This window comes from Micromonospora sp. NPDC047738 (assembly GCF_040642675.1).
Lineage (GTDB): Bacteria > Actinomycetota > Actinomycetes > Mycobacteriales > Micromonosporaceae > Micromonospora.
Map to the genome: position 1 here is coordinate 39,476 of NZ_JBEYSO010000022.1, position 15,453 is coordinate 54,928.

Here is a 15,453-nt window from a genome sequence, read left to right on the forward strand (position 1 = left end):
ACTAATGTTAGCGCTCACACTCGGGTCTCATGTGGCCTCGCTCACAGGAGCGCACCTCGGGCGGCCGCGACGGGCGACCGCCCCAGCGCTGCCGTTCATTCGCGACGAGGCCGGTGTCGAGGCCCGAAAGGCCACCGCGGGTTCGGGATACCCGGCAGCCGCACGCAATGCCCCGAAACACCACCACCACCACCAAGGTGCGGAGCTGGTAGCGCCCCCGATGGCCAGCCGCACCGATATCAAGGAGGAAACGCACGATGACTAGACGCGTGAGGAGGACGCCCCTCTGGGCGGCGCTGGCCGCGCTGGTCGTGGGCGGGGTCGTCGGCCTGCCGTCCCCGGCCCACGCCGCCAGCCCGATCCTGCCCGGCAACGAGGGCGACGTGGGGGTCTACACCAACGGGCAGAATCACGTCATGGAGATCGGGGACCCGGTCTACAACAACGTCGCCGAGGTCGCCGCGCAGCTCAAGCCCGGCGTGCCCTTCACCGCCTCGAACATGCACCAGTCGATCTTCGACAAGGACCTCGCCGCCGGCGGCACGGACTACTACCTCGACCGCGTGCTGGGCGTCCGTGGGACGCTCGGGTCCGCGGTGCTGATGACCAGGGGCCGCTCCCTCTACATGCGCGGCGCGAGCACCAACAACTTCACCACCATGGGCTTTGCCGGCAGCACCTACGTCGGCGGTCCCAACAACCTCGGCAACCTCTACACCGTCACCGTGCCCGGGCAGACCGTCACCGAGGTCAGCGCGAACCGGTTCAACGCGCCGAGCCACGCCAAGGGCCGCTACACGATCGGCACCACCGGCGTCACCGCCGACCTGACCAAGTTCATCACCTACGACAACGTCGCCGTCACGGCCATCGACTTCACCAACCCCGGCGGCTCGCCGGCGACTTTCACCGTCCGCGCCGCCTCGCCGCTGGCCACCCAGGCCGGCAAGAGCGCCGCCGAGCTCACCGGCACCCGCACCATCACCAGCGGCGCCAACAACGGGCTCGTCGACACCCCGTGGAACACCGTCACGATCGACCTCACCGGTGCCGGCTTCACCCGTAGCGGCACCAACCTCGACCGGCAGATCACCGTGCCCGCCGGCGGCGCGGTGTCGCTGTCGGTCGTCGGCGCCGTCTCCTCGGCCACGCTGCCAAAGACAGTGGAGAGCTACCAGGAGTACGCCGCGATGGCACCGGCCCAGGCCGTGCGCACCGGCATCACCGAGTTCAACCGCCGCTGGGCCCAGGACGTCCCCTACATCAACGTCCCCGACCCCGCCCTCGAAAAGGCCATCGTCTACCGCTGGTGGGGCGAGCGCTACAACAGCCTCGACGCCAACGCGCCCGGCTACGCCTACCAGTACCCCACCACGGTCGAGGGGTCGAACCTCTACCAGAACGCCATCGCGCTGACCCAGCCGATGCACCTGCAGGACACCAAGTGGCTGCGTACGCCCTACCTGCCGTACGGCCAGATCCTCAACATCGGCGAGCTGTCCGGCTCCTCCGCCTTCCTGGACAGCCCCGGTCACACCAGCTGGAACAACCACTACTCGCAGTACATCGGCACGGCCGGCCTCGAGGCGTACAACGTGCACGGCGGCGGCAAGGACATCGCACGCAAGTTCGCCCAGTACTTCGAGGGCGACGGCGTCGGCCAGCTCGAGCACTACGACGGCAACAAGAACAAGCTCATCGCCTACGACACCAACTACATGCCGGGCAACGACGCCGACGCCATCTCCTTCGGCTTCCCGAAGTCCAACGCCGGCGCTCCCGGCGCGCGCACGATCGAACGCCCCGAATCGGCGTACGTGTGGGGCGCCCTCGACGCCGCCAGGCAGCTCTACCAGATCTCCGGCGCCGACCAGGCCAAGGTCAACGAGATGGCAACCGCCGCCAACGGCACCCGCGACGCGATCCTCAGCCAGCTGTGGAGCCCCGACATGCGGATGTTCCTGGCCCGCACGTCGTACGGAGCCACCAGCGCGGCCAGCTCCAACGGCAAGGCCAACCCGCTGCCCGCGTCCGCCCGTGCCCTGATCCCGGCCAAGGAGTCGAACCTCTACGACGTCTACGCCGAGAACCTCATTCCGTTCGACCAGTGGCAGAACTACGTCGACGGGTACCGCTTCCTGACCTACGGCGACAACTTCCCGATCTTCCCGTTCTACACCGCCAACCAGTACGACCGGGCGGCCTACGGGATCGGCGGCTCGAACAACTTCTCCAACATCAACTTCACCGTGCAGTACCGCGGTGTCCGCTCGGCGCTGCGCCACTACGACCCGCAGCAGAAGTACGTCACCCCCGAGTACGCCAAGCGGCTGCTGGACTGGATGGCCTGGAGCATCTACCCGGGTGCGGACGTGCGGGCCCCGAACCAGGCGGAGTACTACTCCAACTGGAACGCGACCGCGAAGACCTACAACCGCAACAACCCGAACCACGTGATGCTCGGGAACATGAACTACATCTTCGTCGAGGACATGGCGGGCCTCCAGCCACGGTCCGACGACAAGATCGAGCTGTGGCCGATCAAGTTCGGCTACGACCACTTCATGGCCAACAACCTGCGCTACCACGGGCACGACGTGACGATCGTCTGGGACCCCGACGGCAGCAAGTACGGCCTGGGCGCCGGCTACAGCCTGTTCCTGGACGGCGAGAAGAAGGTCAGCACCGACAAGCTCGGCAAGCTCACTTACGACCCGAACACCAACCAGGTCCAGGCCGAGGACGGCGTGACGGTCACCTTCACCGCGGGGAGCCGGAGTAACTTCCCGAGCGCGGTGAACACCACGATCAAGGACGACCGCGTCGTCGAGTACCTCAAGACGGCCGGCATCGACCTCAGCCAGAACGCGCCGAACCTGGCGACGGGCGCCGCGCTGAGCTCGTCGTACACCCAGCAGGGCGCGCGGCCGACGCCGTGGCGGCAGTTCCACACGCCGGGCTGGAGCACCACCTCGATGAACTACACGCCCGGGGCGATCGCGGAGCCCGAGCGGCCGGTGTCGCTGGCCGCCGTGACCGACGGCGTCACCGCGAACGAGCCGTTCTGGGGCAACTACGGCACCACCGAGAAGAACGGCTACGTCGAGCTCGACCTGGGGTCGGCCAAGTCCTTCGACAACGTGAAGGTGACCTTCGTCAGCGACCGGCAGGCCGGCGGCTACCACGAGCCCGCGCGCTGGTGGGTCCAGGTGCCCAACGACAGCGGCGGCTGGAAGGAGGTGCCGGACCAGTTCAAGAACCCGACGGTCCCGGCGGCCAAGTTCAACGAGGCGCTCTTCAAGACCGTCACGTCGAACAAGGTGCGCATCGCGTTCACGAACAGCCCGACCTACTACACGGCGATCGCCGAGGTCCAGGTGTTCAACTCCGGGCGCGACGTGCCCGCCGTCTCCAACCAGGCGCCCGTCGTCACCGCCACGCGCGACGGCTCGGCGGACGGCAACCTGTCCACCAAACTGGTCGGCACGGCGTCCGACGACGGCATCCCGTACGACAACGAGCTCAGCTTCGGCTGGGAGACCGTCTCCGCGCCGCAGGGTGCGGGCGTCATCTTCGCCGACCCAAAGGCGCTGGCGACTCGGGTGACCGGCACGATCGCCGGTGACTACGTGTTCCGGTTCGTCGCCGACGACGGCGCCAAGCAGTCCGAGGCAACCGTTGCGGTGACCCTCGCCAAGCGGGCGGTGACCGCGGAGTTCGGCTCCTCGGCGACGGTCACCACCAGCGGTACGGCGTCGTGGGAGAACCACCAGCGGGTCAACGAAGCCAGCAACCCGAGCAGCTCGAACCCGGGCGCCGGCAACGGCTGGGGCAACTGGGGCCAGACACAGAACGGCACCAGCACCGCCCGGGAGGCGTGGATCCAGTACAGCTGGACCTCGCCGGTGCGGCTGTCGTCGACCGACATCTACTGGTACGACGACAATGGCGGCACCCGCCGGCCCAACGGCACGACCTACGCCATCGAGACCTCCTCGGACGGCACCACGTGGACGCCCGTCACCCTCACCAAGGGGTCGACGTACGCCAACGGGGTGGCCATCAACGCCTACAACCACTTCGACTTCGAACCGATCACGACGAGCCGGTTGCGCATCCGCATCTGGGGCGTTCAGGGCAGCGGCGCGGGCACAGGCGTGCTGCGCTGGCGCGCCAACGGCGAGACGGTCGACTCGGTGCGTTCGCCGGTGCTGATCCGGACCGGCGTGGGCGAGGTGCCCATCCTGCCGAGTGAGCTCGACGGGATCTACGCCAGCGGCGCCCGCGGCAAGGTCGGATTCAAGTGGCAGGAGATCACGCCGGCGATGGTCGCGGAGCCCAACGTCGACCCGTTCGTGGTCTACGGCACGAACGACGCCTACGGCCTGATCGCTGAGGCCCGCATCTACGTGCGGCCCGAGATGTCCCAGGGCGGCATCTCGATCCAGGGTGCCGAGACGTTCGAACAGACCGTGGACGTGGGTGAGCAGCCCTACCTGCCCAACAAGGTGGAGGTGTCCTACAACGACGGATCCCGGGACAACCAGGCCATCGGCGTCGACTGGCGCTTTGACGGGAACATCGTCAACACCCCGGGCCGGTACGTGGTCATCGGCGATCTGATCCTGCCCGACTACGTCAGCCAGGCCGGTGCCACGCAGACCACGCTGACCCTCACCGTCGGCACGGACACGGTGGCCCCGACGACGACGCTGACCTGGTCGCCGGCGGAGCCGAACGGCGACAACGGGTGGTACAAGGCGGTCCCGTCCTTCACGCTTCAGGCGAAGGACGCGTTCGCCGTGGCCAGCACGCAGTACCGGCTCGACGGCGGGGACTGGACGGCCTACGGGGACGGACCGGTCCTCGTCGACCAGCAGGGGACCCACCGGGTGGAGTTCCGTTCGACCGACACCAGCGGCAACGTCGAGGAATTGAAGGCGGCCACGGTCAAGGTCGACACGGTCGCGCCGAGGGCGGAGTTCTCCGCCACGGTCGGCATCGTGTACTTCGGCGCGGTGCCGGCCGCCCCCGCGTGCACCGCGAGCGACGCCACCTCTGGTCCGGCGGGTTGCGTCGTCAGTGGCTACCGCACCGATGTGGGCACGCACACCCTCACCGCGACGGCGACCGACGCCGCGGGCAACGTGGGTACCGCCACCCAGACGTACACCGTGCTGCCGTGGACGGTGAAGGGCTTCTCCAGCCCGGTCGACATGGGCGGGGTGCTCAACACCGTCAAGGGTGGCAGCACCGTGCCCATGAAGTTCCAGGTCTTCTCGGGTGACACCGAGTTGACCGACACCGCACTGGTCACGATGGACGCCAAGCAGGTCACCTGCGCGGCTGGCGCCCCGACGGCCGACATCGAGGTGCTCGGCAGTGGTGCCACCTCGTTGAAGTACGCGGACGGCCAGTTCCAGTACAACTGGAAGACGCCGGCCACCCCCGGCGCCTGCTACGCGGTCACCGCGACGACCCGTGACGGGTCGAGCCTGACCGCGCTGTTCAAGCTCCGATGACGGGGAACTGAGGTACGCGGAGGGGCTGCTGTCAGGCAGCCCCTCCGCTGCTTTATCGGCAGTGGGCGTGTCGGCCGGAAACGGTGGGCGGGTCGCGCCGGACTGCGCAGTTCCATTGACAACGCTGATGTGAGCGGTAACACTTGAACCGCCTTAACCTGCGCGGTTACCTGCAGGTTGTACTCAGGCAACGGCCTTGAGCGCGCTCACATGCCCGGCTCGCCCGCGACGGTGGACGACCACGTGCCGAGGCCACCACCTCCGGACACCCGCCTGCGCCTGTCCTGCGATGGCGGCTTCCGGTGAATCCCTCGTCAGCGGGCCCCGACCACGGGCCAAACCAAGGGAGTGAGAAGTGGGCAAGCAGTTCTCCCGCCGAAATCTGCTCCGGGTGGGCGTGTTGGCCTCCGCCGCCCCCGCCGCGATGACCATCGCGTCGGCCACGGGAGTCTCGGCGGCCAGCGCCAACGGCGGCGGCGCCGGAACCGGGAATACTCCCGTGCAGCTCGGCCGTACCACAGCCAAGCCGTTCGACCTCGGCCAGGTGGCCCTACACGAGGGGATCTTCCAGCAGAAGCGCGACCGGATGCTCAACTACGCCAGGAACTACCCGGGCACGGCCAACATCCTTGACGGACCGGACCGGATGCTGCACCTGTTCCGGGCCAACGCCGGCCTGCCTGCCCCCGGCACCTGGCCGGGCGGCTGGGACACGCCGAACCACCTGCTACGCGGGCACTTCACCGGGCACTACATGACGCTCCTGTCCCAGGCCTACGCCGCCACCGGCGAGGAGATCTTCCTCGACAAGCTCGACTACCTGGTCGAGGAGCTGGGCAAGTGCCAGCGCGCGCTGGACGGGCGGGAGGTCGGCCGGGTCGCCGGCCGGTCCGGCAGGGCGGTACGGCTCAGCGACCCGCACCCGAACCAGTACGTCCTGCTGCCCGCGGGGCTTCTCGCCGGCGTCAGCGACGTGACGATCGCGGTCTGGATCAAGCACGCCACCACCCAGACCAACGCCAAGATCTTCACCTTCGGCGCCAGTTCGAGCACCTACATGACGCTGTCGCCGTGGGTCTCGGCCAACCTGGGCCCGCGGTTCGCGATCACCACCAGCGGCAGCGGCAACGAGCAGCGTATCGACGGCGCGAGCAACTCGGTCCCGGTCGGCGAGTGGGCCCACGTGGCGGTGACGATCTCCACCGCGGACGCCACTGGCCGGCTCTACGTCAACGGGATCGAGGTCGGGGCGAACACGATCCGACTGACCCCGGCCAACCTGGGCTCGACCACCAACAACTGGATCGGGCGGTCGCAGAGCGCCAACGACCCCTATCTCAACGCGACGGTGGACGACTTCCGGGTCTACGGCCGCGCCCTGACCTCAGCCGAGGTGCAGGCACTCGCCAATGACCCGGCGCCGGAGTCGCCGGACCGCACCGGCATGGTGGCCTGGTACCGCTTCGAGGAGGAGGGAGAGACCGCCGTCGACCACTCGGGCAACGGCCGCGACGCCACCATCATCGGCACGAGCTATCCCGGCTTCCTCGCCGCCTTCCCCGAGGGGCAGTTCAGCCGGCTCGAACCACCGACACTCCAGCCGAACAGCGGCGCCAACGCGGTCTGGGCGCCGTGGTACACCTGCCACAAGATCATGAGGGGGCTGCTCAACGCCTACCACCTGACCGGAAACGAGGAGGCGCTGGACATCGCCTTCCGCATGGGGGACTGGGCCTACCACCGGCTCAGCCGGTACAGCCAGGCCGAGCTGGATCGGATGTGGAACATCTACAGCGCTGGCGAGGCCGGCTCGATGAACGAGGTCATGGCCGAACTCTCGGCGCTCGCCCCGGACGCCGAAGCGTCGGCTCGGTACCTTCAGGCCGCCAAGGCGTTCACCTTCACCACGCTGTTCGACGCCTCGCTCGCCGAGCGCGACGAGTTGAACGGGCGGCACGCCAACCAGTACATGGCCCCGAACATCGGCTACCTGCGGATCTTCGAGCAGACCGGCGTCGAGGAGTACCACACCGCCGCCAGGAACTTCTGGGCGATGGTCGTCCCACACCGCACCTTCAGCAACGGCGGCGCCGGCCGCAGCGAGCACTTCGGGGTACGCGGGATCATCACCTCCGGATTCACCTCGTCCTCGGACCCGCGGCACGCCGAAACCTGCTGCGCCTACAACATGCTCCGGCTGACGCGGAATCTGTTCTTCCACGATCAGAATCCGGCCTACATGGACTTCTACGAGAAGGCGCTGCACAACCAGGTCCTCAGCTCACGCCGGGACGTTGACAGCGTCACCGCCACCGAGGTGACCTACCACCAGAACATGTGGCCCGGCCGCTCGCGGAGGATCGGCAGCACCATCGAATACAGCCGGTACGGCGGAAACGGTAGCTGTTGCAACGGCACCGGCCTAGAGAGCCACACCAAGTACCAGGAGTCGATCTACTTCCAGTCGGCGGACGAGTCGACGCTTTACGTCAACCTCTTCATCGCCTCGACGTTGACCTGGCCCGGCCGCGGGTTCGTCATCACCCAGGAGACGCAGTACCCGACCGAAGGGGCCAGCCGGCTACGGATCGACCAGGGCAGCGGCCGGCTGAAGATCAGCCTCCGGGTGCCGTCGTGGGCCGTGAAGGGCTACACGGTCCGGATCAACGGCCTTCGCCAGCAGTTGACCGCGGCACCCGGCAGCTACGTGACCCTCGACCGGCACTGGTCCCGCGGCGACACGATCGACATCTCGATGCCGTTCAGCTTCCGCGTGGAAAAGGCGCTCGACAACAAGTCGATCCAGTCCATTCTCTACGGCCCCACCCTCATGGTCGTCCGCGACGACACGCCCAGCTACCGGGAGTTCACCTTCTTCAAGGACCTGAAGCTGGACGGCGACCTGGCCGGTGCCATCCAGCCGACGAATGTCCCGATGCATTTCACGACGCACGGATACACCCTGGCGCCGTACTACATCTCCGACCCGGTGCCTGGGCAGTTCAATGCCTACCATCCGTATGTCAAGCGGGTCGAACCCGAGGTCGTCTTCGGGTCGGCCGCCACCGGCGTACCGAACGACGGCATTCGGGACGAGGGCGGCGAGACGTTCCTCGACCGGGTCTGGGAGACGGCGCCCTTCCGCAACCACGGACAGTTCCTTCAGCGGGTGATGGTGGTCTCGGACGAATGGGTCACCGCCGGGCGGCACACCGAATCGCAGCGGCAGGCCATCTTCCTCGCGGCCGCCAAGTCCGAGCGGGATCTGGCCCCGTGACCGTTCCTGTCTGCCGGGGGTCGATCGGGGCCGGGCCGCGCCGGGCCATGGATGGCTGGCGAGCCCTCCGGTAGGTGGCTCAAGCGGCGTGTGGAACGGACGGCCCGGCGGAGAACGATTCCGCCGGGCCGTTCGGGGTCTTTGCTCAGGACTTCCGGCTGCCGCTGCTGTCCCGGACCACGAGCGTGGGTGCCACCGGGGGTGGGTTCGCCTGTCCGAGGGACGGGTCGGCGGTCATCAGCTCCAGCAGTGCGGCGACGCACCGGCGGCCGACTTCGTCGAAGTCCTGGCGGATGGTGGTCAGCGGCGGGGAGAAGTACGCGGCCTCCGGAATGTCGTCGAATCCGACCACGCTGACGTCGTCCGGAACCCGCACGCCCCGCTGGTGCAGGGCGCGGAGCAGGCCGAGCGCCTGGTGGTCGTTGGCGCAGAAGATCGCGGTGATGTCCGGGCGGTCGACCAGGGTCTGGCCGATCTCGTAGCCGGACCGCGGGCTCCAGTCTCCGGCGATGACGGGCGGGACGCGGCGGCCGGCCGTCTCCAGGGCAAGCCGCCACCCGTCGGTGCGGTCGCGGGCCTCCAGCCAGTCGCGCGGCCCGGCGATGTGCCACACGGTCTCGTGCCCGAGCTCGAGGAGGTGCTCGACGGCGAGGCGGGCGCCGGCAACCTGGTCGACCGCGACGTTGGGCAACTCGCCGTCGCCGCCGGGCTCGACCACCACCGCGGGTACGCCGGTGGGCAGGCCGTGCACCGCGGCACTGACCATCGGGGCGATGAGCACGACCCCGGCCACGGACTGCTCGGCCAGGGCGTCGATCGCGGAGGTCACCCCGGACCGGTCGAGCCGTTCCAGGGTGACGATGCTGATGCCGTAGCCGGCGGCGCGGGCTGCGCGCTCGATGCCGAGCAGGGTGGCGGCCGGGCCGTAGAGGATCGTGTCGAAGCTGACCACGCCGATGACGTGGGAGCGCCGTGAGGCCAGCCCGCGGGCCAGGGCGTTGGGTCGGTAGTTGAGCTGATGCACGGCCCGGAGCACCCGTTCCCGGGTTTCCTGCCGGACGCTCGGATGATTATTCAGCACTCGGGAGACGGTTTGATGGGAGACGCCGGCAAGACGTGCGACATCGCTCATGACTGCGGCGCGCACGGCCGGCTGTTGAATCATGGCACCTCCCTGTCGAGGTCATCGTAGTCCTGCCGCTTTCGGCGGGGAGAGGCGCACGCCCTCCCCGGCGATAGCGGTGGGGAGGGCCGTGCGGCGCTCGGTTGCGGATGGGCGTGCCGGTGCGTTTCCGGCACCGGGTCGCGTCGATTGTTAGTCGATTCTCGCCAATTGTGATTCCGGCTCAGAATCCTCTGGCCAGTCGGAAATAGGCTTGATTCGAGCGGATCTCGTGGGCGAACCGCCGAGGGGTGGTTTCGGCGTCGATGACGACAAGTTCGGTGCCGGTCATTTCGGCGAGGTCGTGCAGTTCCTCGGTCCCGACGGCCTGGGACAGGACCGTGTGGTGCGGTGCGCCCGCGGTGAGCCAGGCCTCCGCGGAGGCGGCGAGGTTCGGGCGGGGCCGCCACACCGCCCGGGCGACCGGCAGCTTGGGCAGCGGCTGCGGTGGGGCGACCACGTCGATCTCGTTGGCCACCAGCCGGAACCGCTCGCCGATGTCCGCCAGCCCCAGGACCACCGCCGGACCGGGCCGGGCGTCGAAAACCAACCGCACGGGGTCCTCGCGCCCGCCGATGCTCAACGGGTGGATCTCCACGGTCGGCGTCGCGTCGGCGATGCTCGGGCAGACCTCCAGCATGTGCGCGCCGAGGACGAGTTCCCGCCCAGGGGTGAGGTCGTAGGTGTAGTCCTCCATGAAGGACGTGCCGCCGCCGCTCCCCACCGACATGGCCTTGAGCGTGCGCACCAGTACGGAGGTCTTCCAGTCGCCTTCCCCGCCGAAGCCGTAGCCGTCGGCCATCAGCCGCTGCACGGCGATGCCGGGCAGTTGCCGCAGCCCGCCGAGGTCCTCGAAATTCGTGGTGAAGGCGCCGAACCCGCCGGCCTCGAGGAAGTCCCGCAACCCGGCCTCGATACGGGCGGCGTAGCGCAGGGAGTCGTGGCGCTCACCGTCGGGGCGCAGCGTCGGGTCCAGCCGGTAGCTGTCGTCGTACTCCTTGACCAGCTCGTCGATCCGTGAGTCGGCGACGGCGTCGACGGACTGGACCAGGTCGTTCACCCCGTAGGTGTTGACCGAGACCCCGAACCTCAGCTCAGCCTCGACCTTGTCGCCCTCGGTGACGGCCACGTCGCGCATGTTGTCGCCGAAGCGGACCAGCCGCAGCGACCGCATCTCCGAGTAGCCGATCGCGGCTTGGGTCCACGCCGCGATTCGGGCGGTGACCTGCGGGTTGCTGACGTGCCCGGCGACCGTCTTGCGGGCGACGCCGAGGCGGGTCTGCGCGTATCCGAACTCCCGGTCGCCGTGGGCGGCCTGGTTGAGGTTCATGAAGTCCATGTCGATCTCGGACCACGGCAGCGCCACGTTCGCCTGGGTGTGCAGGTGCAGCAGCGGGGTACGCAACGCGTCCAGGCCGGAGATCCACATCTTCGCCGGGGAGAAGGTGTGCATCCACGCGATGATCCCCACGACCCCCTGTACGGCGGCGTCGCGGCAGACGGCCAGGATCTCGGAGCTGGAGGTGAGTACGGGCTTCCAGACCACCCGGGCGGGGATGGCGGGATCGGCATCGAGTCGCGCGGCGATCTGCTGGGACTGATCGGCCACCTGACGCAGGGTCTCGGGGCCGTAGAGGCCCTGGCTGCCGGTGAGGAACCAGACCTCGGCGGCCGGGGATGGGCTAGTCATGGGGGGTTGCCTTCCGATGTGCGGGTCGTGGGTTACTTCTTGCCGATGGCGATGAGGCGTTGGAGCAGGATGAACGCGAACAGCAGCCCGCCGATTACGATCTTGGTCCACCAGGAGTTGAGCGTGCCGTCGAAGGTGATCAGTGTCTGGATGACGCCGAGCACGAGCACACCCAGCACGGTGCCCAGGATGTAGCCGGCTCCGCCGGTGAGCAGGGTGCCGCCGATGACCACTGCGGCGATCGCGTCCAGCTCCATGCCCACGGCGATCAGTGGGGCGCCCGACAGGGTGTAGAAGGACAGCAGAATGCCCCCGATCGCCGAGCAGAGACCGCTGATCGTGTAGACGGCGATCCGGGTGCGGCCGACCGGCAGGCCCATCAACAGCGCCGACTGCGGGTTGCCGCCGATGGCGTACACGTCGCGGCCCAGTCGGGTGTAGGCCAGCGTGTACGCGGCCAGGCCGACCACCACGACCGTGACGAGGACGCTGACGGTCACGAAGTTGTCGCCGATCCTGATCCGCTCCTGTGCCGCAGCGGTCCAGAAGCCGTCGGAGATGGGAACGGATACCGAACTGATCCAGGTGCACAGGCCGCGGGCGAAGAACATTCCGGCCAGGGTGACGATGAACGGCTGGATGTCGAAGAAATGGATGATGCAGCCCATCACGAACCCGAGCGTGGGGCCGATCAACAGCGCGATCAGCAGCACCAGCGCGGACGGCAGGCCCTCACGCAGCAGTGCGGCCGACACCATCGCGGTCATCGCGACCACCGAGCCGACCGACAGGTCGATGCCGCCGGTGAGGATCACGAAGGTCATCCCGACTGCGACGACGAGCAGGAACCCGTTGTCGATGAAGACGTTGAAGATGACCTGGATGTTGGAGAAGGCACGGTACTGCGAGACGCCGATGCCGTACATGACGAGCAGCAGACCGAGGCTGACCAGTACCGGGACCTGCCGCCGGGGCAGGCGCCACCACGTCGGTCGGCCCAGCCGCGCGGTCAATTGCGTGGTGCTCATCAGGCTGCCACCTGCTCCTTCTTCTGCTCGACCGGGACCGACGGTGGCGCCCCGGCCACTCGCCGCCGGCGGAACCTGGCGCGGAACGCCGGTGCCTGGATGAGGCAGACCGCGATCACCACCATCGCCTTGAACAGCAGGGAGGTCTGCGGGTCGATGTTCATGGCGTACACGGAAGTGGTCAGGGTCTGGATGATCAGCGCGCCGACGACGGTGCCGCTGAGGTAGAAACGGCCGCCGGTCAGCGCCGTGCCGCCGATGACCACGGCGAGAATCGCGTCGAGTTCCACCCACAGGCCGGCGGAGTTGCCGTCGGCGCTGGACACGTTCGCGGTCATCATGAACCCGGCCACGGCGGCGCAGGCAGCGCTGACGATGTAGACGAGGAGCTTGATGCGTCGCGCACGGATGCCCGCCAGCCGGCTGGCCTCGGCGTTGCCGCCGACCGCCTCGATGATCATCCCGAGTGCGGTGCGGCGGGTGAGTACCGCCACGATCAGGGTCACGGCCAGGGCGATGATGATCGCGAACGGCAGGGTGAGGAGGTGTCCGACCCCGATCATCCGGTAGGGACTGCTGTTGATGGTGATGATCTGGCCGGAGGTGATCAACTGGGCCAGGCCGCGTCCGGCGACCATCAGGATCAGGGTGGCGATGATCGGCTGGATGCCGATCACGGCGACCAGCACCCCGTTCCAGGCGCCGAGGAGCAGCGCGACCCCGCACGCGATGAGCAAGGCGGCCAGTACGGTGCCGACGCTGCTCTGGTCCGGCTGGCGACTGATGTAGAGGCAGGCCACGGCGCCGCTGACGGCTACCACGGACCCCACGGAGAGGTCGATCCCACCGGTGGCGATCACGAGGGTCATGCCCAGGGCGACCAGGATCAGCGGGGCGCTGAGCCGGACGATGTCGATCAGGCTGCCGTACAGGTGCCCGTCCTTGACCTCGACGGCCAGGAAACTCGGCCGATAGACGGCGTTCGCCGCCAGCAACGCCACGAGCACCACGACCGGCCAGAACAGCCGGTGACCGGTGGCACCCGACAGGCGTGTCTTCCAGGTGGTCATGCGGCGTCCTGCCCTTTCTGCTGCTCGGCTCCGCTGGCGATGACGCGCATGACGCGTTCGGCATCGAGGCTGTCGTCGTTGGCCAGCTGGGTGACCAGCTGCCGGTCGCGCATCACGGCGACCTTGTGGCTGAGCCGCAGCACCTCCTCCAGTTCGGCGGAGATGAACAGCACCGCCATCCCGCCGTCGGAGAGTTGCACCACGAGGCGCTGGATCTCGGTCTTCGCGCCGATGTCGATTCCGCGGGTCGGCTCGTCGAGGATCAGCAGCCGCGGCTCGGTGATCAGCCAGCGGGCGAGCAGGACCTTCTGCTGGTTGCCCCCGGAAAGGTTGCGCACCGGCATGTCCGGGTCGGCCGGGCGGATGCTCAGCGTCTCGATGTAGCGGCGGACCAGCTCGTCCTGGCGGCGTCGGGGCACCTGCCGCAGCCAGCCGCGGGCCGCCTGCATGGCCAGGATGATGTTCTCCCGCACCGACAGGTCGCCCACCAGGCCCTCGGTGCGGCGGTTTTCGGAACAGAACGCGATGTTCTGTTCGATGGCGGCGACCGGTCCCCGGATGGTGACGGGGCGGCCGTCCATGGCGAGCTGGCCCCGGTCGGCCCGATCGGCTCCGAAGAACAGCCGGGCGACCTCGGTGCGGCCCGATCCGAGCAGGCCTGCCATGCCGACCACCTCACCCTGGTGGATGGTGAGGCTGAACGGGGCCACGGAGCCGGTTCGGGCAAGCCCGGTCGCCTCGACGACCGGGGTGCCCGTCTCGACGGCCGCCAGGTCGCGCCCGGCCTGCTCGTCGAGCCGCTCCAGGGTGTCGAGTTCCTTGCCGATCATCTTTTCCACCAGGGCGAACTGCGGTAGCTCCGGGGTCGGGTACTCGCCGACGAGGCGGCCGTTTCGCAGGACGGTGATGCGGTCGGCGATCTCGTAGACCTGGTCGAGGAAGTGCGTGACGAAGAGGATCGCGATGCCCTCGTCACGCAGCTGGCGCATGATGCGCATCAGCTGCGTCACCTCGTCGGCGTCGAGACTGGATGTGGGTTCGTCGAGGATCAGGACCCGGGCGCGTACGTCGACGGCGCGGGCGATCGCCACCATCTGCTGTACGGCCAGGGAGTAGCTGCCCAGCAGCTCGCTGACGTCGATGTCCAGGTCGAGGCGGGCCAGCAGAGCCCTCGCGCGGCGGCGCATCTCGCGCCAGTTCACGGTCCCGAACCGCCGCGGCTGGCGCCCGATGAAGATGTTCTCCGCCACGGACAGGTTCGGGCAGAGGTTCACCTCCTGGTAGACGGTGCTCACCCCGGCTGCCGTGGCCTGCCTGGGGCCGGTGAAGGCGACCGGGGCGCCGTCGAGCGTGATGGTTCCGGCGTCGCTGGCGTACACCCCGGTCAACACCTTGATCAAGGTGGACTTGCCGGCGCCGTTCTCGCCCATCAGGGCGTGCACCTCGCCAGGGAACATCCGGAAGTCGACGCCGTCGAGGGCGCGGACTCCGGGGAAGAACTTGCTGATCGCGGTCATCGTCAGGACCGGATGCCTATCCGACATCCCACCAGACCTTTCGTGATTGTCGTCAGGTGCCCTGCCGCCGCGACCGTGCACGGCGGTCCCGGCCCGTCGGCTCACGGTGCGGGAGAGTGGTCGGGGCCGGCGGTGTGGTCCACCGCCGGCCCGTTCGGTGCGCCGACGGGCATCGCGGCGCAGGCGC

Annotated in this window: 7 protein-coding genes; 2 read left to right on the forward strand and 5 right to left on the reverse strand. The window is 68.5% G+C overall.

Going from position 1 to position 15,453, the window contains the following annotated elements; genetic code table 11:
* Positions 1–269 precede the first annotated feature (269 nt).
* Both ABZ783_RS27335 and ABZ783_RS27340 read left to right on the forward strand, forming a co-directional pair.
* Positions 270–5,522 carry a PxKF domain-containing protein gene (locus ABZ783_RS27335; RefSeq protein WP_357442892.1) on the forward strand — a complete coding sequence of 1,751 codons (5,253 nt, stop codon included), beginning with the start codon at positions 270–272 and terminating at the stop codon, positions 5,520–5,522.
* A gap of 355 nt (positions 5,523–5,877) precedes the next feature.
* On the forward strand, positions 5,878–8,799 hold the full coding sequence (locus ABZ783_RS27340; RefSeq protein ID WP_357442895.1) for a beta-L-arabinofuranosidase domain-containing protein: 2,922 nt from the start codon (positions 5,878–5,880) through the stop codon (positions 8,797–8,799).
* A 145-nt stretch (positions 8,800–8,944) separates the two neighbouring features.
* Here ABZ783_RS27340 and ABZ783_RS27345 read toward each other — a convergent pair whose 3' ends face one another.
* From ABZ783_RS27345 to ABZ783_RS27365, 5 genes are all read right to left on the reverse strand, one after another.
* Positions 8,945–9,964 (reverse strand): LacI family DNA-binding transcriptional regulator, encoded by a 1,020-nt coding sequence (locus ABZ783_RS27345; protein WP_357442898.1) that lies wholly within the window; start codon positions 9,962–9,964, stop codon positions 8,945–8,947.
* Between the two features lie 181 nt (positions 9,965–10,145).
* A complete protein-coding gene (gene araA, locus ABZ783_RS27350) occupies positions 10,146–11,651 on the reverse strand; it encodes an L-arabinose isomerase (RefSeq protein WP_357442901.1) in 1,506 nt (501 codons plus the stop codon).
* 32 nt (positions 11,652–11,683) lie between these two features.
* Complete coding sequence (gene yjfF, locus ABZ783_RS27355; protein ID WP_357442904.1) at positions 11,684–12,679, reverse strand: galactofuranose ABC transporter, permease protein YjfF; 996 nt, start codon at positions 12,677–12,679, stop codon at positions 11,684–11,686.
* Positions 12,679–13,749 carry an ABC transporter permease gene (locus ABZ783_RS27360; protein ID WP_357442907.1) on the reverse strand — a complete coding sequence of 357 codons (1,071 nt, stop codon included), beginning with the start codon at positions 13,747–13,749 and terminating at the stop codon, positions 12,679–12,681. The genes yjfF and ABZ783_RS27360 overlap by 1 nt, the downstream gene beginning before the upstream one ends.
* Positions 13,746–15,293, reverse strand: coding sequence for a sugar ABC transporter ATP-binding protein (locus tag ABZ783_RS27365; protein ID WP_357442910.1), 1,548 nt, complete (start codon positions 15,291–15,293; stop codon positions 13,746–13,748). Before ABZ783_RS27365 ends, ABZ783_RS27360 begins: the two co-directional genes overlap by 4 nt.
* Positions 15,294–15,453: the final 160 nt, after the last annotated feature.

Excerpts from the sequence above, each read along its gene's own strand:
- ABZ783_RS27360 (WP_357442907.1), bottom strand. The coding sequence starts at position 13,749 with ATGACCACCTGGAAGACACGCCTGTCGGGTGCCACCGGTCACCGGCTG.
- araA (WP_357442901.1), bottom strand. The coding sequence starts at position 11,651 with ATGACTAGCCCATCCCCGGCCGCCGAGGTCTGGTTCCTCACCGGCAGC.
- ABZ783_RS27365 (WP_357442910.1), bottom strand. The coding sequence starts at position 15,293 with ATGTCGGATAGGCATCCGGTCCTGACGATGACCGCGATCAGCAAGTTC.
- ABZ783_RS27345 (WP_357442898.1), bottom strand. The coding sequence starts at position 9,964 with ATGATTCAACAGCCGGCCGTGCGCGCCGCAGTCATGAGCGATGTCGCA.
- yjfF (WP_357442904.1), bottom strand. The coding sequence starts at position 12,679 with ATGAGCACCACGCAATTGACCGCGCGGCTGGGCCGACCGACGTGGTGG.